This window comes from Bradyrhizobium sp. Cp5.3 (assembly GCF_000426265.1).
GTDB classification, from domain to species: domain Bacteria; phylum Pseudomonadota; class Alphaproteobacteria; order Rhizobiales; family Xanthobacteraceae; genus Bradyrhizobium; species Bradyrhizobium neotropicale.
Window position 1 is genome coordinate 131,403 of the sequence record NZ_AUFA01000004.1, and the last position, 16,639, is coordinate 148,041.

Here is a 16,639-nt window from a genome sequence, read left to right on the forward strand (position 1 = left end):
TGATGGCGCCTGCCGTCATAGTCCGCAGCACACATCGCCATCTCAGCCGCGAGGACGCACGCGAGACAGTCCGCTCGCAACCAACGTGTCATCACGGGAGAAACGACAATGCGAATGACCTTGACCATCCTCGGCGCCACGCTGATCGCCGCAATCACAATCCACGCGGCCGCGGCAAGCGGCCGCCATCACACCCGCAAGGCGAAACCCGCCCCCATCACCCAGTCGATACGTGACTCCAACGCCGCGCTGTGGCCGTCACAGCCGACCGAGCCCGACTGGTCGCGCTACGCCAACGGCGCAATGTCGGCGCCCGCGGGGCGGTGATGCGAGAGGCGCGATGCTTTGGCCGTAGTGAGGCATCCCGCCGGACTCTCGGATGTCGCCCTGGCGAAAGCCGGGACGACATTGGCTGCACATGAACCGCAACTGCCCCAACGTTGCCATTGCGAGCCGGCATCGGCTACGCAGGCACTGCCCTGTTTGATGGCGCAACGGTCAGTAGGGCTGATAATAGCCCGGACCGCCATAGTAGCCCGGACCGCCATAGTAGCCGTAGCCGGGACCATAGTAGTGCCGCGGGCCGCCGTAGTAATAATTGTCTTCGTAGTATTCGCGGCGCTGGCTCTCCGCGATCGCCCCCGCGATAATGCCGGTCGCCGCGCCCATGAAAGCGAGACCCGCCGCACTTGGACCCCGACGATAATAGCGGTGGCGGCGGGCGGCGCTGAAGTCGGTCGCCGCGGATGCATTCGAGCTCGCAGCAACCGCTTTACGTGGCGAGGTCGCCGTCGAGGGCGATGCGGAGGCCGCAACCAGGGCGAGGCTTGCGAACGCGGCTAGGACGGTGTTGTGGCCAACTCTGAAATTCATGGGTCCATCGCGCATCTGAGGGTCCTCTGTTCTCGCCCAAAGCAGAGATAGGAAAACGACACGTAACGCGCAAACCATTGAGATGGTTTCTTGATCGCGGCAATCTGCCACGCTTTGAACGATTGTAAACCGAACAACCAAGTCCAGCTTGATCGATTCAACCTGAGTGGATAATGAACAGCCGCGCCGTTTTTCGGTCGCCGTAAGCGTTTCACGTGAACCAACGCATCAACCGACGCCGTCGGGATCGATGCAATTCTAAGGGTTCAACGTGACCGACGCGTCCTTTTCCTCAAGAGAAACAGATGATTGCGGTTCGCAAACTGCCGGCGCGCTACGCGCCGATCGTCATGCCATTTGTGCTTTCCATCCTTATGACGGCCGTGGTGTCGATCATTTCGACACTGAGGAGCCTCGGGCCGACGCCTGCCTTCCTGGCCACCTGGCCAGGCGCCTGGGCGCTGTCGTGGCTCGTCGCCTTTCCGACGTTGCTCGTGGTCCTGCCAATGGTCCGCCGGATCGTGGCATGCCTCGTCGTGCCTTCACCTCAAGCAGGCCAATAGCCGGCACGGACGGCGGCGCAAAGCCGCCGTCCTGCTTCCATGATTGCTCGACACTTCGCGCCGTCGCGACACCGTCCGCGACCTCTGGAATGAGGGGGCAACGTCTAGGCCCGGTAGTTCCAGTATTTTCGGAGCGCGTCGCCCGTGGCCTGAAGATCGAAGCGCTGATCCGGCGTGAGCTGCTGCACGATCAGGCCGAACATGTCGTTGAGGATCGAGCGCTTGCTGCCGAAATAGGAATGGCGCAGCCCGACGAGGCTGGTATCGACCAGCGAGGCGTCGATCGTATCGACGCCGTCGACGACCAGCAGCGCCGGGCCGGCTTCGCCCGCCCGCGGATAGCCGTGCACCAGTCTCGAGGCCATCAGCGCGACGTCGCTTGACGACGCATAGAGCGTGCAGCGGCGCGCGCAGCCCTTGAACTTCTCGGCGAGCTGGACGAAGCGGTCGCGGCCGATGTCGGGCGCAGCAAAGATGACCTGGCACAGCGTCGCGGCGCCGGGCGGCAATTGCCAGGACCTGACGCGCTCGAGCGTGTTGATGAGCGCGCGGTTGCCCATGCTGTGGGCGATGACGTGAACCTCGCGGGCGCCGATCTCGGTCAGCGCAAGCCGGAAAAACGCCTCGAAATGCTCGCGCGACCATTCGATCGTGTCTTCATCCACCGTGTACTGCTTCGGGTCCGCCGCCGACGCCCAGCTATACAGAAGGGTCCTGCCGGCGAATTTCAGATCGACGGAAATCTGCGCGGCACGCCGCGCCGCATCCTCGAACGACACGTTGTAGCCGTGCACGAAGATGAGAACGTCGCGCTGGTCGGCCGCAGCGAGCGAGCCCGCCAAGCTGGCGGTGAACACATCCCGGCCGAGCATTTCGACCGCCATCAGGATCACATGCTTCTCGGGATCTTGCGAGAATTCGAGACGCCACCAGCTCGGCCCGGTCAGCTCACCGACGTTGCGGCCGCGCGTCGGCACGCTGACCTCTGCGATCCCGAAGGCCGGCCCTGCGCGGCGGCCCGTATAGTAGTTCGCCGGCGTGTCGTCGCCGCGCGCGCGATCGGTGCCATAGAAGACGGGAATCTTGACGATGCCGGTGACGTCGTCGGTGCTCGGCCGGACGATCTGCGTGGGACCGGTCGGCGGGACGCGGCCGCGGCGGATTATGATTTCGGGACCGAATGTGGGTGCCGGTGGCCGCACCGCGCGCTCGACGAGCTCTGCAGCCGGCGCCTCCGCGAGCAGCCGTTGGACCAGCGCATCGAGCGTGCGACGAAGCTCGACCAGGTCGTCGCCGCGGCCGGCTCGTCCGGCGAGCTCCAGCAACTCTTCGCTGTAGGCCGGCCATTTGTCGCCAAGCAGATCCTTCAACCCGGGCCCGAGGTCGAGCAAAGCGATCAACAGGCGCAGCGTCTCGGACATCGCGCATCCCTCGTCAGCGGGGCCGGCCAGGGACATGGCCCGGCGGAGCCACTAGCCTAGAGGTTGCAGAGAATCTGGCAAGTCCGCCGCGCGTGCGGCCTATCGCCATCGCGATGGATGTCCGGCCGGACGTCGCTACAACAGCGCGCCGCTATCGATCGCGCCTATTGTTGTGCGGATCGCAGCTGCAGCGGAGCCGGCTGCCGCACCGTGGCATGCGGTGACGGCGTTGCCGGCGCCGGCTTGCGCGTCGTGGCTGCAGGCGGGCGTGGCGCAGGCACGGGCGCTGCGCTCGTCTTCTGCCCCGCATTCGCCCGGTCGGGCGTTTTCCCGGCGACCTCGGGCGTCTTGTTGTCCGGCGTCTTGGCGACAAGCCGTGCCATTTGTTCCTGGCCTGCCTTCAACTCATCGGCAAGCCTGACGCTGTCGAGCGACATCTGCTCCTGGTTCGCTTTCAATTGCGCCTGGCTCGCCTTGAGCTCGTCGATGCCTTGCTGCACGTTTGCGACATCGCTCGCCAGCTTCTGCAGCAATTCCGTCAGCTCCGGGGGCAGCGCGCTCACGGTTGACGCGACCGCTTCCGGTATGGCTTCAGCGGCCGCTGCAGGTTGCGGCGATGCCGGCGGCGCCTCGGCGAGCTGAACAGTCGGGCTCGGCTGAGCGACGGGGGCTGGCTCTTGCAACTGGGACGACGTCGCAGCACGCAGCGGTGCCCAACCGGCGATCATCTGCCTGGCCGTATCACCGTAGGATGATTGCGAGACCAAGGCAGCGGTGCCAATCCCCGCTGCCAGCACCAGGCCGACGATGCCGCGCAGCGCCGGCCGGCCACGCGGCGACCGGCTGCGTGCGTCATCGCGCTCGAGCCTGGAAAGCTGCTCGCTGGCGCGCGCGATCTGTTCATCGACGCTCTTGATTTTCTCGAAGGTGTGCGAGAGCTCTTCGTCCATGCGTGCGGACAGCGCATAACGCGGCTCGATCGGTGTTGTTACGGAGTTCATTGGCGCTTCCCTCCCCCCAGCCCAATGTCGCCCGAAGGCGTCCGTCGCATTTGCCCTGGCTGATGATCGCTCACGCGATTTGTCCAAAGCAAGACCCCATCATGGAAATTAGGAGGCAGGGCGACGACGAGTTCCGCAGCCCCCTCCTCCGATACCTATCTCGACCCTCGAGGCCGCAGAGGCTTACGACAGCGCCCCCAGCACGCCGCGCGTGGCTTTGTCGATCTCCTCGACATAGCGGCGGCGGGCGAAGGTCTCGGACAGGAAGCCCACCACCTTGCGGCTGTCGGTGGAATCGACCACCGCCAGCATCTCGGCCTCGGCTTCGTCGAACACCGCCATCGCCGACTTCACGTTCATTTCCGGGATCAGCACGATGTCGATGTAACGGGCGAGCTCGACCACCTGGATGTCGTCGGCGATGGTATCGAGATCGCTGGAAAACAGGTCGGGCAGCATGACGAGGCCGACATATTCGTCAGCATTGTTGACGACGACGATGCCGGGGCGCGACCCCAGCGCGAACTCGCGCCGCGTCGCGGCAATCGTCGTGGTCGCCGGCACCTTGCCGACGTCGGAGCGCATCAGCCGCTCGACGGTGAGGTTGCGCAGCCAGCCGACATCGTTGGCGCTGCGGATAGTCTCGCCGCGCAGGTGCAGGCGCCAGGTCGAGAAGGAATGGCCGAACATGAAGCGGACGCAGATCGAGGTGACGATGCAGCCCGCCAGCACGACGGCGGTGACGTCAACATTGCGCGTCATCTCGAGCACGAGAAACGACATCGTCAGCGGGCCGCCGACGATGGCGACGCCAAGCGTCGCCATGCCCGTCAGCATCGCCACCAGCGGGTCGATCGCGAAGTCCGGGCTGATGAGCAGCAGCAGCGCGGCGAAGAACTTTCCGATCAGGCTGCCGACGAACAGCGAGGCGAAAAACAGGCCGCCGCGGAAGCCGGAGGCGAGCGAGATCAGACAGGCCGTCAGCTTCAAGGCAATGATGATCGCGATCAGGCCGATCGTCATGTCGTGAAAGAGATCGAGCACCATGGCGCCGTGGCCGGCAGCGAGCACCTGCGGAGTGACGATCGCAAAAGAGCCGACGATGAGGCCGCCGATCACCGGGCGCAACCAGACCGGCAGCCAGGCGAACAGGCGCTCGAACGTCGAGGACGAGCGCATCACGGCGATGCCGACGCCGCTGGTGACGAGCGCGAGCCCGATCAGCGCCAGATATTGCTCGATGCCGACCGAAGAGACCTTCGGTATCTCGATCGAGTACGGGGCGCCGCCGAGCCACTGTGCGGTCAGTGCACCGGCGAGTGAGGCCGCCAGGATCGGCGCGGCGCTGCCGACCGAATAGACGCCGACGATCAGCTCGCAGGCGTAGAAGGCGCCAGTGATCGGCGCGCCGAACGCCGCCGCAATCGCCGCTGCGGCGCCGCAGCCGACGATCAGACGCAAATCGTTGCGGCGGAGATTGAAGAACTTGCCGAGCAGCGAGGCGATGCCCGAGCCGATCTGGGTATAGCCGGCCTCGAGACCGACGGATGCGCCGCAGCCGTTGGAGATCAGCGTCTGGCTCGACACCACCACGCTGTCGCGCATCGAGAGATTACCGCCGCGCAGCGCATTGGCCTCGATCGGGTCGACCGCGTTCGATATCTTCATCCGCCGCCGCGACCATTCCATGATACCGAGCGCGAGCCCGCCGAGCGCGGGCGCGAGCAGCGCCGCCCAGGGGCTGACGCGCGCATGGGCGGACAGGCGGACGTCGACGGGAATGCCATAGATCAGGACATGGGCGATCTGCGCGATCTCGGCCATCAGCGTCACCACCGCGCCGGCAAGCGTGCCGATCACGAGCGCGAGCGGGATCAGGTAGAACTCGTTGCTGCGCAGCAGCGCGCGCAGGCGAACCATGACCCGGTTCGAACCCTTGCGATCGACGATATGCCTGATCCGCGCGAACACCGCCTGCCCCGCCCTAGCCTTCGGACATGCCGTAGCCGGCCATACGCTGGCGGACCCGTTCGATCTCGGCGCTGGTGAGCAGCGGCGGTTTCCCTATCTGGAGGCAGCCATGATACTGCCGCGCCAGCGTCTCGACCTCGACTGCGAGCCACATCGCCTTGTCCAGGGTCTTGCCGATCGCGATCATGCCGTGATGGTCGAGCAGGCAGGCGAGCCGGCCCTCCAGCGCTCGGACCGCATGCTCGGACAGTTCCGCCGTGCCGAAGGTGGCATAAGGCGCGCAGCGGATGCTGTCGCCGCCTGCGGCCGCGATCATGTAGTGCACGGGCGGAATGTCCATGCCCATGATCGCCAAAATGGTCGAATAGGTCGGATGGGCGTGGACGACGGCGTTGACGTCGTCGCGCGACTTCAGGATGTCGCGATGGAAGCGCCATTCGCTCGACGGCTTCTGGCTGGCGGCATGCGAGCCGTCCATGGCCATGAAGACGATCTGGTCCGGTGTCATGGCATCGTAGGGCACGCTGGTCGGCGTGATCAGGAGGCCGTCATTGTGCCGCAGGCTGATATTGCCCGAGGTGCCCTGGTTGATGCCGAGCGCATTCATGCGGCGGCAGGCGTCGATGATGGCCTGTCTCTTGTCGAGCTCGTTTCCTGTCATCGACATCTCGAATTTCCGGCGATGGAAGCTTGCTAGAGGGGAAGTACGTCAAAGCAATAAGACAGTGCAAGAGAAAGCGGACCTCGCCGCGCATTGTCATGCTTGCGGCCCTGCCGCAGCTTAAAATAGACAGTAAAATCAATAGATTATTGAATCGGCTTAGGATCAGGGCAGCCCCGTGCGGACGGCGGCGATGCCGTTGATGACGAACTGCACCGAATAGGCGGCAAGCAGCATGCCGAGCACGCGCGACAGCACCGCATTGCCGGTGCGCCCGAGCGTCCGCGCGATCAGCGACGCGGAGGCAAAGCACAGCATGCAGAGCAGGCAGACCGAGATCACAACCGCGATGATGAGCGCGAGCTTGACGCCATAGCCGGCATTGCCCGCCAGCAGCAGAGTGGTGGCGATCGCCCCTGGGCCGGCCATCATGGGGATGGCGAGCGGAAATACAGCGACATCGGAGGCATGCTCGGACAGCGCCTTGTCGGCCTCGCGCGCCTCGCGATGCGGCCGGTCGCCGAAGATCATCTGATAGGAGACGCCAAACAAGAGCAGCCCGCCTGCGATCTGGAACGCCGGGATGCCGATCCCGAGCTGGCGCAACAGCCAATTTCCGACCAGCGCGATCACAACCAGGATTGATGCCGCGATCAACGGTGCACGCAGCGCGATCGTCCGCTTGATTTTGTCGGGCATGCCCCCGGTCGCAGCGAGGAAGGCCGGTGCAAGGCCGACGGGGTCGACCACCAGCAGCAACGTCACGAAGGCGGACAGGGCAAAGTCGAGCATGGGAGAATGCGTCTCACGCAAGCGGTGGCTTGAGCTGCAATCCATAACGGCTCGCCGCGACCTCTGCGAGGAACATTTGCTCTCGCAGACTCTTGATCGCTGAGGATTGAGGAAGGGCATGCCTTCCCGTGTCGCCTCAAGAGGAGGACATATGGCCAGACGAACCACGAAGCGCACAACCAAGAAACGCGCAACCAGGAAGACTGCGGCGCGGCGCACGCGCCGGGCGCCGAAGACGCTGAACGATCTGTTCCTGGAGACGCTGAGGGACATCTATTTCGCCGAGAACAAGATCATCAAGACCCTGCCCAAGATGTCCAAGGCCGCGCACTCGAAGGACCTTGCGGCCGCCTTCAACAAGCATCTGCGCGAGACCCAGGGCCAGGTCAAACGGCTCGACCAGATCTTCAAGATGCTTGGCAAGCCGGCGCGCGGCAAGCCTTGCGAGGCGATCAACGGCATCACGGACGAGGGCGCCGAGATCATGAGGGAGTTCAAGAACGCCCCTGCCCTCGATGCCGGCCTGCTCGCTGCGGCCCAGGCGGTCGAGCACTACGAGATCTCCCGCTACGGCACGCTGCGCACCTGGGCCGAGGAACTCGGCATGCAGGACGCCGCAACGTTGCTCCAGGCGACGCTGGACGAGGAAGAATCGACCGATCGCGCGTTGACCGAGCTCGCCACTTCTGTGATCAACCTCGAAGCGGAAGGCCACTACCGCGCTGCGGCTTGATACCGCGCCGGCCCAATTGCTGCCGACGGCGCTGCGGACCATATCCGCGGCGCCGTCAGTCTGACTGAAGGGGACTTGCGGTCTGGTTCAGATCACGCAGACCGGGCATACTCTGAACGCGCAATGCTGGACTTCCCGGGAACCATCCCCATATGCGGTTCTTCCAATCGCAGCGCCTTCCTCAGAGCCTTGCCCATGCAACCGAAAAATCCCCTCGACTGGATGCTTTCCGAAGCCCTGGACTCGCTGACCCGCGCCGAGCGGCTGCGTCAGCAGTTCGGCCGTCAGGAAGCCTGCTGGGAGCCGCCGATCGACGTGCTCGAGACCGAGCATGAGCTCTTGATCCTGGTCGCGCTCCCCGGCGTCAATCCCGACAATGTGGAGACGGTGATCCATGACGGCGTGCTCGTCATCTCCGGCCAGCGCACGTTGCCGGCCGAACTGCGCAACGCCCGCATCCACCGGCTCGAACTGCCGCAGGGACGTTTCGAGCGCCGCATCGCGCTTCCCCTCGGCCGCTATGCCATCAGCCGCTTCGTGATGGACGGCTGCGTCGCACTGCGCCTCGCCAAATCCTGAGGTCGATTATGGCCCCCGAACAGATGAACAATACGCCGAACACTGAATCCGTCAGCATCCCGGACGATGCGCTGATCATCATCCCCGTCCGCGAGATGGTGCTGTTTCCCGGCGCGATCGCGCCGATCGCGGTCGGCCGTCCGAAGTCGATCGCGGCCGCGCAGCAGGCGCTGCGCGAGCAGCGGCCGATCGGTATCCTCCTGCAACGCAATCCCGAGATCGACGATCCCGGCCCGGACGATCTCTACCGGGTCGCGACCATCGCCAACATCGTGCGCTACATCACCGCGCCTGACGGGACGCATCATGTCGTCTGCCAGGGCGTGCAGCGCGTCCGCATTCTCGACTTCCTGCCGGACAAGCCATTTCTGGCTGCACGGTTTCAGCAGATTCCAGAGCCGGCGACGACCTCGGCCGAGATCGAGGCCCGTTCGCTGAACCTGCAGCGCCAGGCGATCGAGGCGATCGAGCTGTTGCCGCAGGCGCCGCAGGAGCTGGTCACGATGTTCCAGACCACTACCGCGCCCGGCGCGCTGGCCGATCTGGCGACCTCCTTCATGGACATCAAGCCGCAGGACAAGCAGGAGGTGCTGGAGACCATCGACCTCGCCCTGCGTGTGGAGAAGGTGTCGAAGCAGCTCGCCGAGCGGCTGGAGGTGCTGCGCATCTCCAACGAGATCGGGCAGAAGACCCGCGCCGCTTTCGACGAGCGGCAGCGCGAGGCGATTCTGCGCGAGCAGATGGCGACCATCCAGCGCCAGCTCGGCGAAGGCGACGGCAAGGCGGCCGAGGTCGCCGAGCTGACGGCTGCGATCGCCAAGGCCGGCATGCCGCCGGAGGCGGAGGCGCACGCCAAGAAGGAGCTGCGCCGCTACGAGCGCATGCCGGAGGCCGCCGGCGAATCCGGCATGGTCCGCACCTATCTCGACTGGCTGATCGAACTGCCCTGGGCGCTGCCCGAGGAGAAGCCGATCGACATCAAGGAGGCGCGGCGCATCCTCGATGCCGATCACTTTGGCCTCGAGAAGATCAAGAGCCGGATCATCGAATATCTCGCCGTGCGCAAGCTCGCGCCGCAGGGCAAGGCGCCGATCCTGTGCTTCGTCGGCCCGCCCGGCGTCGGCAAGACCTCGCTCGGCCAGTCCATCGCCCGCGCGATGGATCGCCCCTTCGTACGCGTCAGCTTGGGCGGCGTGCATGACGAGGCCGAGATCCGCGGTCACCGGCGCACCTATATCGGCGCGCTGCCCGGCAACATCATCCAGGGCATCAAGAAGGCAGGAAGCCGGAACTGCGTGATGATGCTGGACGAGATCGACAAGATGGGCCGCGGTGTGCAGGGCGATCCCTCTGCCGCGATGCTGGAGGTGCTCGACCCCGAGCAGAACGGGACGTTCCGGGACAACTATCTCGGCGTGCCCTTCGACCTGTCGCGCGTGGTCTTCATCGCGACCGCCAACATGCTGGACCAGATCCCGGGTCCGCTGCTGGATCGCATGGAGCTGATCAGCCTCGCCGGCTACACCGAGGAGGAGAAGCTCGAGATCGCGCGCCGCTATCTGGTGCGGCGGCAGCTCGAGGCCAACGGGCTGACGGCGGAGCAGGCCGAGATCGAGCCGGAGGCACTGAAGCTGATCGTCAAGGGCTATACCCGCGAGGCCGGCGTGCGCAATCTGGAGCGGGAGATCGGCAAGGTGTTCCGCTACGCCGCGGTGCAGGTTGCGGAGGGTACGGCCACGAAAGTCGTCATCAGCCCGAAGGACATCAGCACCGTGCTCGGTCAGCCGCGCTTCGAGGGCGAGATCGCACTGCGCACCAGCATTCCGGGCGTGGCCACTGGCCTTGCCTGGACGCCGGTCGGCGGCGACATCCTGTTCATCGAGGCAACGCGCGTCCCCGGCCGGGGCGGGCTGATCCTGACCGGTCAGCTCGGCGACGTCATGCGCGAAAGCGTGCAGGCGGCGCTCACGCTGGTGAAGAGCCGCGCGACCCAGCTCGGCATCGACCCGGCGCTGTTCGAGAAGAGCGACATTCACGTTCACGTCCCGGCGGGCGCAACCCCGAAGGACGGACCGAGCGCGGGGGTCGCGATGTTCACGGCGCTGACCTCGCTGCTCACGAGCCGCACGGTGCGCAGCGACACCGCGATGACCGGCGAGATCTCGCTGCGCGGCCTGGTGCTCCCGGTCGGCGGCATCAAGGAGAAGGTGGTCGCGGCCGCGGCCGCCGGGCTGAAGCGGGTGATGCTGCCGGCGCGCAACAAGCGGGACTACGACGACATCCCGAAGAGCGCGCGGGACAACCTCGAATTCATCTGGCTGGAGCGCGTGGACGAGGCCATCGCCGCGGCGCTCGAGCCGGCCGGAGCCAAGGTCGAGGCGGCGGAGTGAGATGAGATGAACGAACGGGTGGGAAGAGCGAAAAGGTCCCGGACGGCGCAGCGCCTGCGCCAGTTGCTCGATCGCGCCATCGATCGGCTTCGGGACGCGCTGCCCGGTGTACCGCAGCCGCGGCTTCAGCCGGTTCCGGTGCGGGTGAAGCGCCGCAAGGGCTGATCCCTCTGCTTCAGCCCTCGCGGCCGCCCCTAAATAAAAGGCCCCCTCGTTTGAGGGGGCCTTTGCGTTCTTAGGCCACGGCGTCCTTGGCGGCCTTGACCGGGCGGGCGCGGACGATCTTCCGGGCCGGCTTGGCCTTGAACATCATCTCTTCACCCGTGAACGGGTTGGTGCCCTTGCGCGCCTTGGTCGCGGGCTTCTTGATGACCACGAACTTGGCGAAACCCGGCACCAGGAAAAGGCCGTTCTTCTTGAGCTCCTTGTGGCCGACGTCGGTCAGCGTCTCCATGACGTTCTTGACGTCGCGCTTGGAAAGCTCGGTGGCGGTCGCAATCTTTTCGATCAGCTGCGATTTGGAAAGTTGGGTTGGCATCGTGTCTCCTCTGATTCGTTGCCGGTTGCATATTAGACCAACCGTTGAAGGCCTATAGCCTTCTGCACAGTTTTATCGCGAAAATACGGGCTTTTTTGCCCCCCTGTGGCAAAAAACCCTGCTTTTTAGCCACTTCCGGAGCGGAGGAGGCCTCGGCAGCGGGTTTTTGCCTTGTTTCAAAGGCCCGCACGCCGCCTTGCTAAAGCTGATTCCATGCTTTCGACAAGCGACGACCGGCCTCTTTATGGGAGGCCGGTCGCGATTCACCCGGGAAAATAAGGCTAGACGCGCTCGATGATGATGGCGGGGGCCATGCCGCCGGCGGCGCACATGGTGACGAGGCCGCGCTTGAGGTCGCGCCGTTCGAGCTCGTCCAGCACGGTGCCGATCAGGATCGAGCCGGTGGCGCCGATGGGATGGCCGAGCGCGATCGAGCCGCCATTGACGTTGACCCTGGCGCGGTCGAGCTTGAGGTCGCGGATATATTTCTCCGCAACCACCGCAAAGGCCTCGTTGATCTCGAACAAATCGATGTCGTCGATGGTGAGGCCGGCCTTCGCCAGCACCTTGCGGGTCGCCGGCACCGGCGCGTTCAGCATCAACGTCGGCGAGTCCCCCATATTGGCCATCGCCACGACACGGGCGCGGGGCTTCAGGCCATGCGCCTTGGCGTAGGCGGGCGAGGCCAGCAGGATCGCGGCGGCACCATCCACGACGCCGGAGGAGTTGCCGGCGTGGTGCACGAAGTCGATCTTCAAGTCCGGATATTTTTGCAGGATCAGGCCGCGATAGGTCGTGCCCTTGTCGTCGAGTGCATAGTCGGCGATCGCCGGGAATGCAGGCTTCAGCGAGCCAAGACCTTCCATCGTGGTCTGCGGCCGCGGATACTCTTCATGATCGAGCGCGAGGCTGCCGTCCTCGCGATGGACCGGCACGAGGCTCTTCTTGAAGTGGCCGCTCGCCATCGCATGCGTAGCGCGCTTCTGGCTCTCGAGGCCGAGCGCGTCGACGTCCTGCCGGGTGATGCCCTCGAGCGTCGCGATCGCATCGGCGCAGACGCCCTGATGCGACTGCGGATGCCTGGCGCGAAGCCGCAGGTTGCCGGAGTCCATCATCATGGGGTTAGACCCGCGCCGTCCCTCCATCGACATCATCTCGCAGCCACCGGCGACGACGAGGTCTTCGGCGCCCGCCATGATCGAGGCTGCCGCCATGTTGACGCTGGTAATGCCGGAACCGCAGAAGCGGTCGAGCGTCACGGCGCTGGCGCGCACGTCGTAGCCGGCATCGAGCGCCGACATCCGCCCGAGATCGCCGCTTTGCGTTGCGACCTGCGCGCTGCAGCCCCAGACGATGTCGTCGACATCGGCCGTGTTGATCCCGGTGCGATCGGCGAGCGCACGCAGGACGGTTGCACCCAGCTGCTGCGGATGGATACCGGACAGTGCTCCCTTTCCGGCCTTGCCGACGCCCCGCGGCGTCCTGCAGGCATCGATGATCAGCGCGTCAACCATGGGCGTTGCCCTCTTCTTATGGATGTTGAGGGCGTTTTGAATCAGGGGGAGAGTTGAGTCAATGCGCGCTGGCGCGCCCCTCTTTGCAAAAAACTCGAAAACAACCCCATGCAAAGTAGAAATGCGGTAGCGGGATGACGCCTGGCGCATTCGCGAACCAATTGACACGTCGGGCAAAACACCGGCAACAATGTATGATCGCGCAATCCGTACGAGAGCTCCTTTTCACCTCGCCCCGCTTGCGGGGAGAGGTCGGATTTTACGCGCAGCGGAAAATCCGGGTGAGGGGGAGCTTCCGCGAGGACGGTGGTAGATGGACTCGTGGATCGAGCCCCTCTCCCCGTAAGAACGGGGAGAGGGAGAAGTATCGCTACACCCCCGCCGCATTCTTCGCGATCACGTTGCGATAGAAGCTTGCACTGAGCTTCGGCGTCCGCACCTGCGTGTCGAAATTGACATGGTAGAGGCCGAAGCGCTTGTTCAGCCCGAACACCCATTCGAAATTGTCCATCAGGCTCCAGAGGAAATAGCCGCGCACCGGCACGCCCTCTTCCGTCGCGCGCTGGAGCTGCGCCAGATAGTTGCGCAAATACATGATGCGGTCGGTGTCGTAGATCTTGCCATCCAGTGTCACCCTGTCGTCCCCGGAGGTGCCGTTCTCGCTGATATAGATCGCGCTGGTTTTCCATATCTTCGCAGCCAGCTTCGGCACCCAGTAGATCGTCTCGGGGCCGACGCGCAGCCAGTCCGAGTTCATGTGCGGAAAGGATTTCGGGATCGGCAGCGGCGCAAAGCCCGCACCCTGGTCGGACGGCACGACATAGTGCTGCGGCGCGTAGATGTTGAGGCCGAGGAAATCGACCGGCGAGGAGATGATCTTCAACTCCGCATCGGTGTATTTCGGCGCGTCGCTGCCGGCGAACTTCAGGAAGGCGTCGGTATAGCGGCCCTCGATGATGACGTTGAGATAGCTGGCATTCATCTCGCGCAGCGCGATCTCGGCGGCGCGGACGTGCTCGGGCGTGTCGATCGCGGGAATGCAGGCATCGATGTTCTCGGCCGGACCGACGCGCGTGCCGCGGCTGCCGTGGGCGCGTACCGCCTGCACGGCGAGCCCGTGCGCGAGCGCGCTGTTGTGCCTGACCTGGTTGATCTCGGCCTGTGGCAGCATCAAGCCGGGCGCGTCGATGCCGTTGCCGTAACCGAAGTAGACGAAGCGGCCGCTCTCGTTCAGAGTGAACACGTTCCTGACGCGATCGGTCAGGCGTTCGGCGACGTAAGCTGCATAATCGCCGAACGCCCTGCAGGTCTCGGTCGAGCGCCAGCCGCCAAAGCGATCCTGCAGCGATTGCGGCAGGTCCCAGTGATAAAGCGTCAGCCACGGCTCGATGCCGTTCTTCAAGAGCTCGTCGATCAGCCGGTTGTAGAAGTCGAGCCCCCTGGGGTTCGGCTTGCCGTCGCCATCCGGAAACACCCGCGGCCAGGCGACCGAAAAGCGATAGGCCCTGCAGCCGAGCTCCTTGATGAGAGCGATATCGTCCTTGTAGCGATGATAGTGCTCGTTGGCGCGGTCGCCATTGCTGCCATCCTCGATCTTGCCGGGGACGCGAACAAACGTGTCCCAGATCGAGGCCCCTCGCCCATCCTCAGTGACCGCGCCCTCGACCTGATAGGACGAGGTCGCCGTGCCCCAGAGGAAACCGGTTGGAAACCCACCGGCGCTGCGCGGCGACGATGCCGGCTTCGCCGCCGCCATCTCCAGCGGACTCGTCATTCCCGCTGCGGACAATCCCGCGAGCTTCGCGAACCGGCGACGCGAGACCTCGTCCGACATTGATGCTGCTCCCTTCCATGGCTTCGGACCGGCACAATGACCAGTCCCGGTCGATTTGAGAAGGCCCGAAGCCGACTTCTCCGTGGCAACAACAGACAGGAATATCGAACGCAATGAACCGCGGCAGCGTAGCGTCCCCGCCCCGCGAACTCGCTGTGGTCTAGGCGCGAAAGTCATTCTCGTGAAGTGCAATCCGAGCCTCTCGCGCCAGATCGATCAGTGACAGGCAAAATAGCACGAGCGCGGCGACGAACAATATCGCAACCCCGTACTCATGAGCCATGCTGAACATCGAGCTGATGAAGGCAACGATGATGATGAGGGCCGTCAGAATTGCGGAGATGATCGAGCACAACAATGACCGATTAAGCAGAGCAGCTCGACGCTTTAGACGCGGTATATCGGCCTTCAGGTAAGCCTTGGAGCTATCGTCATCGACGATGGCGTGCAGGACTTGGGATCGATCGACAACACGGTTGATCCTGGAGATCAGCACCGCAATGAAGGAGGCAACAGCCCCCAGCAGAAATGCCGGTGCGGCGACCGTTGCGATGATGCGGCTGAGTTGGTCGATCGAAGGTGGCTCCATTGGCAGCAGCGCGTCCAGCATCGGGTGATCTTTCAAGTGCACGATGAGTGATCGAGATGGCTCGACATTGGCGCCGGCCCCGAGCCAGCCGGTGCGACGATTGCGACGGGTTGACCAAAGGTCGAACGATTCTTGACTGGCATGGTCAAACGCAGCAGCGAGATTATGGGCAGCGCTGATATGTCTTGAGACTGCCGAAATCGGGGCCGACCGAAATCTGGTTCGTGTCGTCAGAACGGATGACCAGGTTGGTTTCCGACCACTGCTGCTGCGCGTCCTCGTTCGGGCAACGCAAACGGGCGGAATAGAGTGCCCCGTGCGGGCTGGGGGTTTCGCTCACCCACATCACGGTACAGTTCCCCGCAGGCCCGGCGTAAGTCTTGGCTGCGAGTGCGACGGCCGATTTGTTCGCGATTTTGCAGGCATCCGCGCTCGTTGCCCATGATCCCTGCAGCGCCTCCGGGATCGACGCGTGCCGTTTGATGTCGGCGATCGCAGCCTGCGACGAGATCGCGATCGAGAGGACGAGAGGAATAGCTATACGCATGACACACCCTCCTGCTGTTCGGGGCATTGGCAGGTTGCAGCGCGCAATTGCCCCAAGGGGCGTAGGCCCCGAGACCGTGGTCAGTTCGCAGTCGTGGCGTCGGTCGCCTTGCTGTCTGGAATTCGCGTCCAATACTGATGGTATTCGTCACCGATAGCGTAGATGGTTTGATCCGACTTGAGGTCCAACACCAGATCCTCGCCAAGGTCTTGGGTTCGGAACTTCCAGGTCGGCCGCTGATCGGGCCAAAGGTTGGGGTTCTGATAGGGCTCTGGCAAAAAATTCCAGTAGGCCCATCCACGCGGGCCCTGGAATAAGCCATTCTGGTTGTACCGTTCGTCGGTACGGATGACCGCCCCCAACGGCACGTCGCCATATCGATGGCTGCCCTTTGCCGCAGCTCTTTTCTCAAACGAAAAGGGGTCCTGAGCAAAACCCGAAATGGTCGTCGTAAAAAAAGCTGCGGTGATCGACACCGCCGATAATCGCATGCCCATATCGATCTCCGTAGCGTCTACGAAGCAGGCGGCGCAATGCTTTGCCCAAGCATAAAACTCGTCTTGACTTAGATCAACAATATCGGCGGGACCTTCCAGTCTGGGTAACATATCCATTTAGGGTCAACCGTACACC

Annotated in this window: 18 protein-coding genes; 6 read left to right on the plus strand and 12 right to left on the minus strand. The window is 64.2% G+C overall.

Annotated features, from left to right (window positions below; genetic code table 11):
- Positions 1–108: 108 nt before the first annotated feature.
- Positions 109–327, plus strand: a complete 219-nt coding sequence (locus tag K289_RS0108345) for a hypothetical protein (protein ID WP_027551081.1) — start codon at positions 109–111, stop codon at positions 325–327.
- Positions 328–498: 171 nt separating this feature from the next.
- On the opposite strand, the gene K289_RS0108350 is transcribed toward K289_RS0108345, so the two are convergent.
- Complete coding sequence (locus K289_RS0108350) at positions 499–888, minus strand: hypothetical protein (protein WP_027551082.1); 390 nt, start codon at positions 886–888, stop codon at positions 499–501.
- Between the two features lie 290 nt (positions 889–1,178).
- Here K289_RS0108350 and K289_RS0108355 point away from each other — a divergent pair, with 290 nt between their 5' ends.
- Positions 1,179–1,436 carry a DUF2798 domain-containing protein gene (locus K289_RS0108355; RefSeq protein WP_027551083.1) on the plus strand — a complete coding sequence of 86 codons (258 nt, stop codon included), beginning with the start codon at positions 1,179–1,181 and terminating at the stop codon, positions 1,434–1,436.
- A 104-nt stretch (positions 1,437–1,540) separates the two neighbouring features.
- Here K289_RS0108355 and K289_RS48530 read toward each other — a convergent pair whose 3' ends face one another.
- The 5 genes from K289_RS48530 to K289_RS0108380 all read right to left on the minus strand — a co-directional run bounded on the left by K289_RS48530 (position 1,541) and on the right by K289_RS0108380 (position 7,282).
- Positions 1,541–2,857 (minus strand): alpha/beta hydrolase, encoded by a 1,317-nt coding sequence (locus K289_RS48530; RefSeq protein WP_051310522.1) that lies wholly within the window; start codon positions 2,855–2,857, stop codon positions 1,541–1,543.
- A gap of 164 nt (positions 2,858–3,021) precedes the next feature.
- Positions 3,022–3,858: a hypothetical protein gene (locus tag K289_RS0108365; protein ID WP_027551084.1), complete on the minus strand. Its 837-nt coding sequence runs from the start codon at positions 3,856–3,858 to the stop codon at positions 3,022–3,024.
- A 183-nt stretch (positions 3,859–4,041) separates the two neighbouring features.
- On the minus strand, positions 4,042–5,829 hold the full coding sequence (locus K289_RS0108370) for a chloride channel protein (protein ID WP_027551085.1): 1,788 nt from the start codon (positions 5,827–5,829) through the stop codon (positions 4,042–4,044).
- Between the two features lie 13 nt (positions 5,830–5,842).
- Positions 5,843–6,496: a class II aldolase/adducin family protein gene (locus tag K289_RS0108375; RefSeq protein WP_198024672.1), complete on the minus strand. Its 654-nt coding sequence runs from the start codon at positions 6,494–6,496 to the stop codon at positions 5,843–5,845.
- A gap of 159 nt (positions 6,497–6,655) precedes the next feature.
- Positions 6,656–7,282, minus strand: coding sequence for a MarC family protein (locus K289_RS0108380; RefSeq protein WP_027551087.1), 627 nt, complete (start codon positions 7,280–7,282; stop codon positions 6,656–6,658).
- 151 nt (positions 7,283–7,433) lie between these two features.
- On the opposite strand from K289_RS0108380, the gene K289_RS0108385 reads away from it, so the two are divergent.
- The 4 genes from K289_RS0108385 (at position 7,434) to K289_RS51455 (ending at position 11,149) form a co-directional block, all read left to right on the plus strand.
- On the plus strand, positions 7,434–8,015 hold the full coding sequence (locus K289_RS0108385) for a ferritin-like domain-containing protein (RefSeq protein WP_027551088.1): 582 nt from the start codon (positions 7,434–7,436) through the stop codon (positions 8,013–8,015).
- A 195-nt stretch (positions 8,016–8,210) separates the two neighbouring features.
- Positions 8,211–8,594 carry an Hsp20/alpha crystallin family protein gene (locus tag K289_RS0108390; RefSeq protein ID WP_027551089.1) on the plus strand — a complete coding sequence of 128 codons (384 nt, stop codon included), beginning with the start codon at positions 8,211–8,213 and terminating at the stop codon, positions 8,592–8,594.
- An 8-nt stretch (positions 8,595–8,602) separates the two neighbouring features.
- Positions 8,603–10,984 carry an endopeptidase La gene (gene lon / locus K289_RS0108395; RefSeq protein WP_027551090.1) on the plus strand — a complete coding sequence of 794 codons (2,382 nt, stop codon included), beginning with the start codon at positions 8,603–8,605 and terminating at the stop codon, positions 10,982–10,984.
- A gap of 6 nt (positions 10,985–10,990) precedes the next feature.
- On the plus strand, positions 10,991–11,149 hold the full coding sequence (locus K289_RS51455) for a hypothetical protein (RefSeq protein ID WP_198024673.1): 159 nt from the start codon (positions 10,991–10,993) through the stop codon (positions 11,147–11,149).
- A gap of 70 nt (positions 11,150–11,219) precedes the next feature.
- Here the strand turns inward: K289_RS51455 and K289_RS0108400 are convergent, their stop codons facing one another.
- The 6 genes from K289_RS0108400 to K289_RS0108425 form a co-directional block, all read right to left on the minus strand.
- Positions 11,220–11,522 carry an HU family DNA-binding protein gene (locus K289_RS0108400; protein ID WP_027528369.1) on the minus strand — a complete coding sequence of 101 codons (303 nt, stop codon included), beginning with the start codon at positions 11,520–11,522 and terminating at the stop codon, positions 11,220–11,222.
- Between the two features lie 281 nt (positions 11,523–11,803).
- Positions 11,804–13,036 carry an acetyl-CoA C-acetyltransferase gene (locus K289_RS0108405; RefSeq protein ID WP_027551091.1) on the minus strand — a complete coding sequence of 411 codons (1,233 nt, stop codon included), beginning with the start codon at positions 13,034–13,036 and terminating at the stop codon, positions 11,804–11,806.
- 370 nt (positions 13,037–13,406) lie between these two features.
- Complete coding sequence (locus K289_RS0108410) at positions 13,407–14,870, minus strand: GH1 family beta-glucosidase (protein ID WP_027551092.1); 1,464 nt, start codon at positions 14,868–14,870, stop codon at positions 13,407–13,409.
- A 160-nt stretch (positions 14,871–15,030) separates the two neighbouring features.
- Positions 15,031–15,480, minus strand: coding sequence for a DUF2721 domain-containing protein (locus tag K289_RS0108415; RefSeq protein WP_084788573.1), 450 nt, complete (start codon positions 15,478–15,480; stop codon positions 15,031–15,033).
- Positions 15,481–15,622: 142 nt separating this feature from the next.
- Positions 15,623–16,006 (minus strand): hypothetical protein, encoded by a 384-nt coding sequence (locus K289_RS0108420; protein WP_027551094.1) that lies wholly within the window; start codon positions 16,004–16,006, stop codon positions 15,623–15,625.
- Positions 16,007–16,086: 80 nt separating this feature from the next.
- On the minus strand, positions 16,087–16,620 hold the full coding sequence (locus K289_RS0108425; RefSeq protein WP_027551095.1) for a hypothetical protein: 534 nt from the start codon (positions 16,618–16,620) through the stop codon (positions 16,087–16,089).
- Between the last annotated feature and the right edge of the window lie 19 nt (positions 16,621–16,639).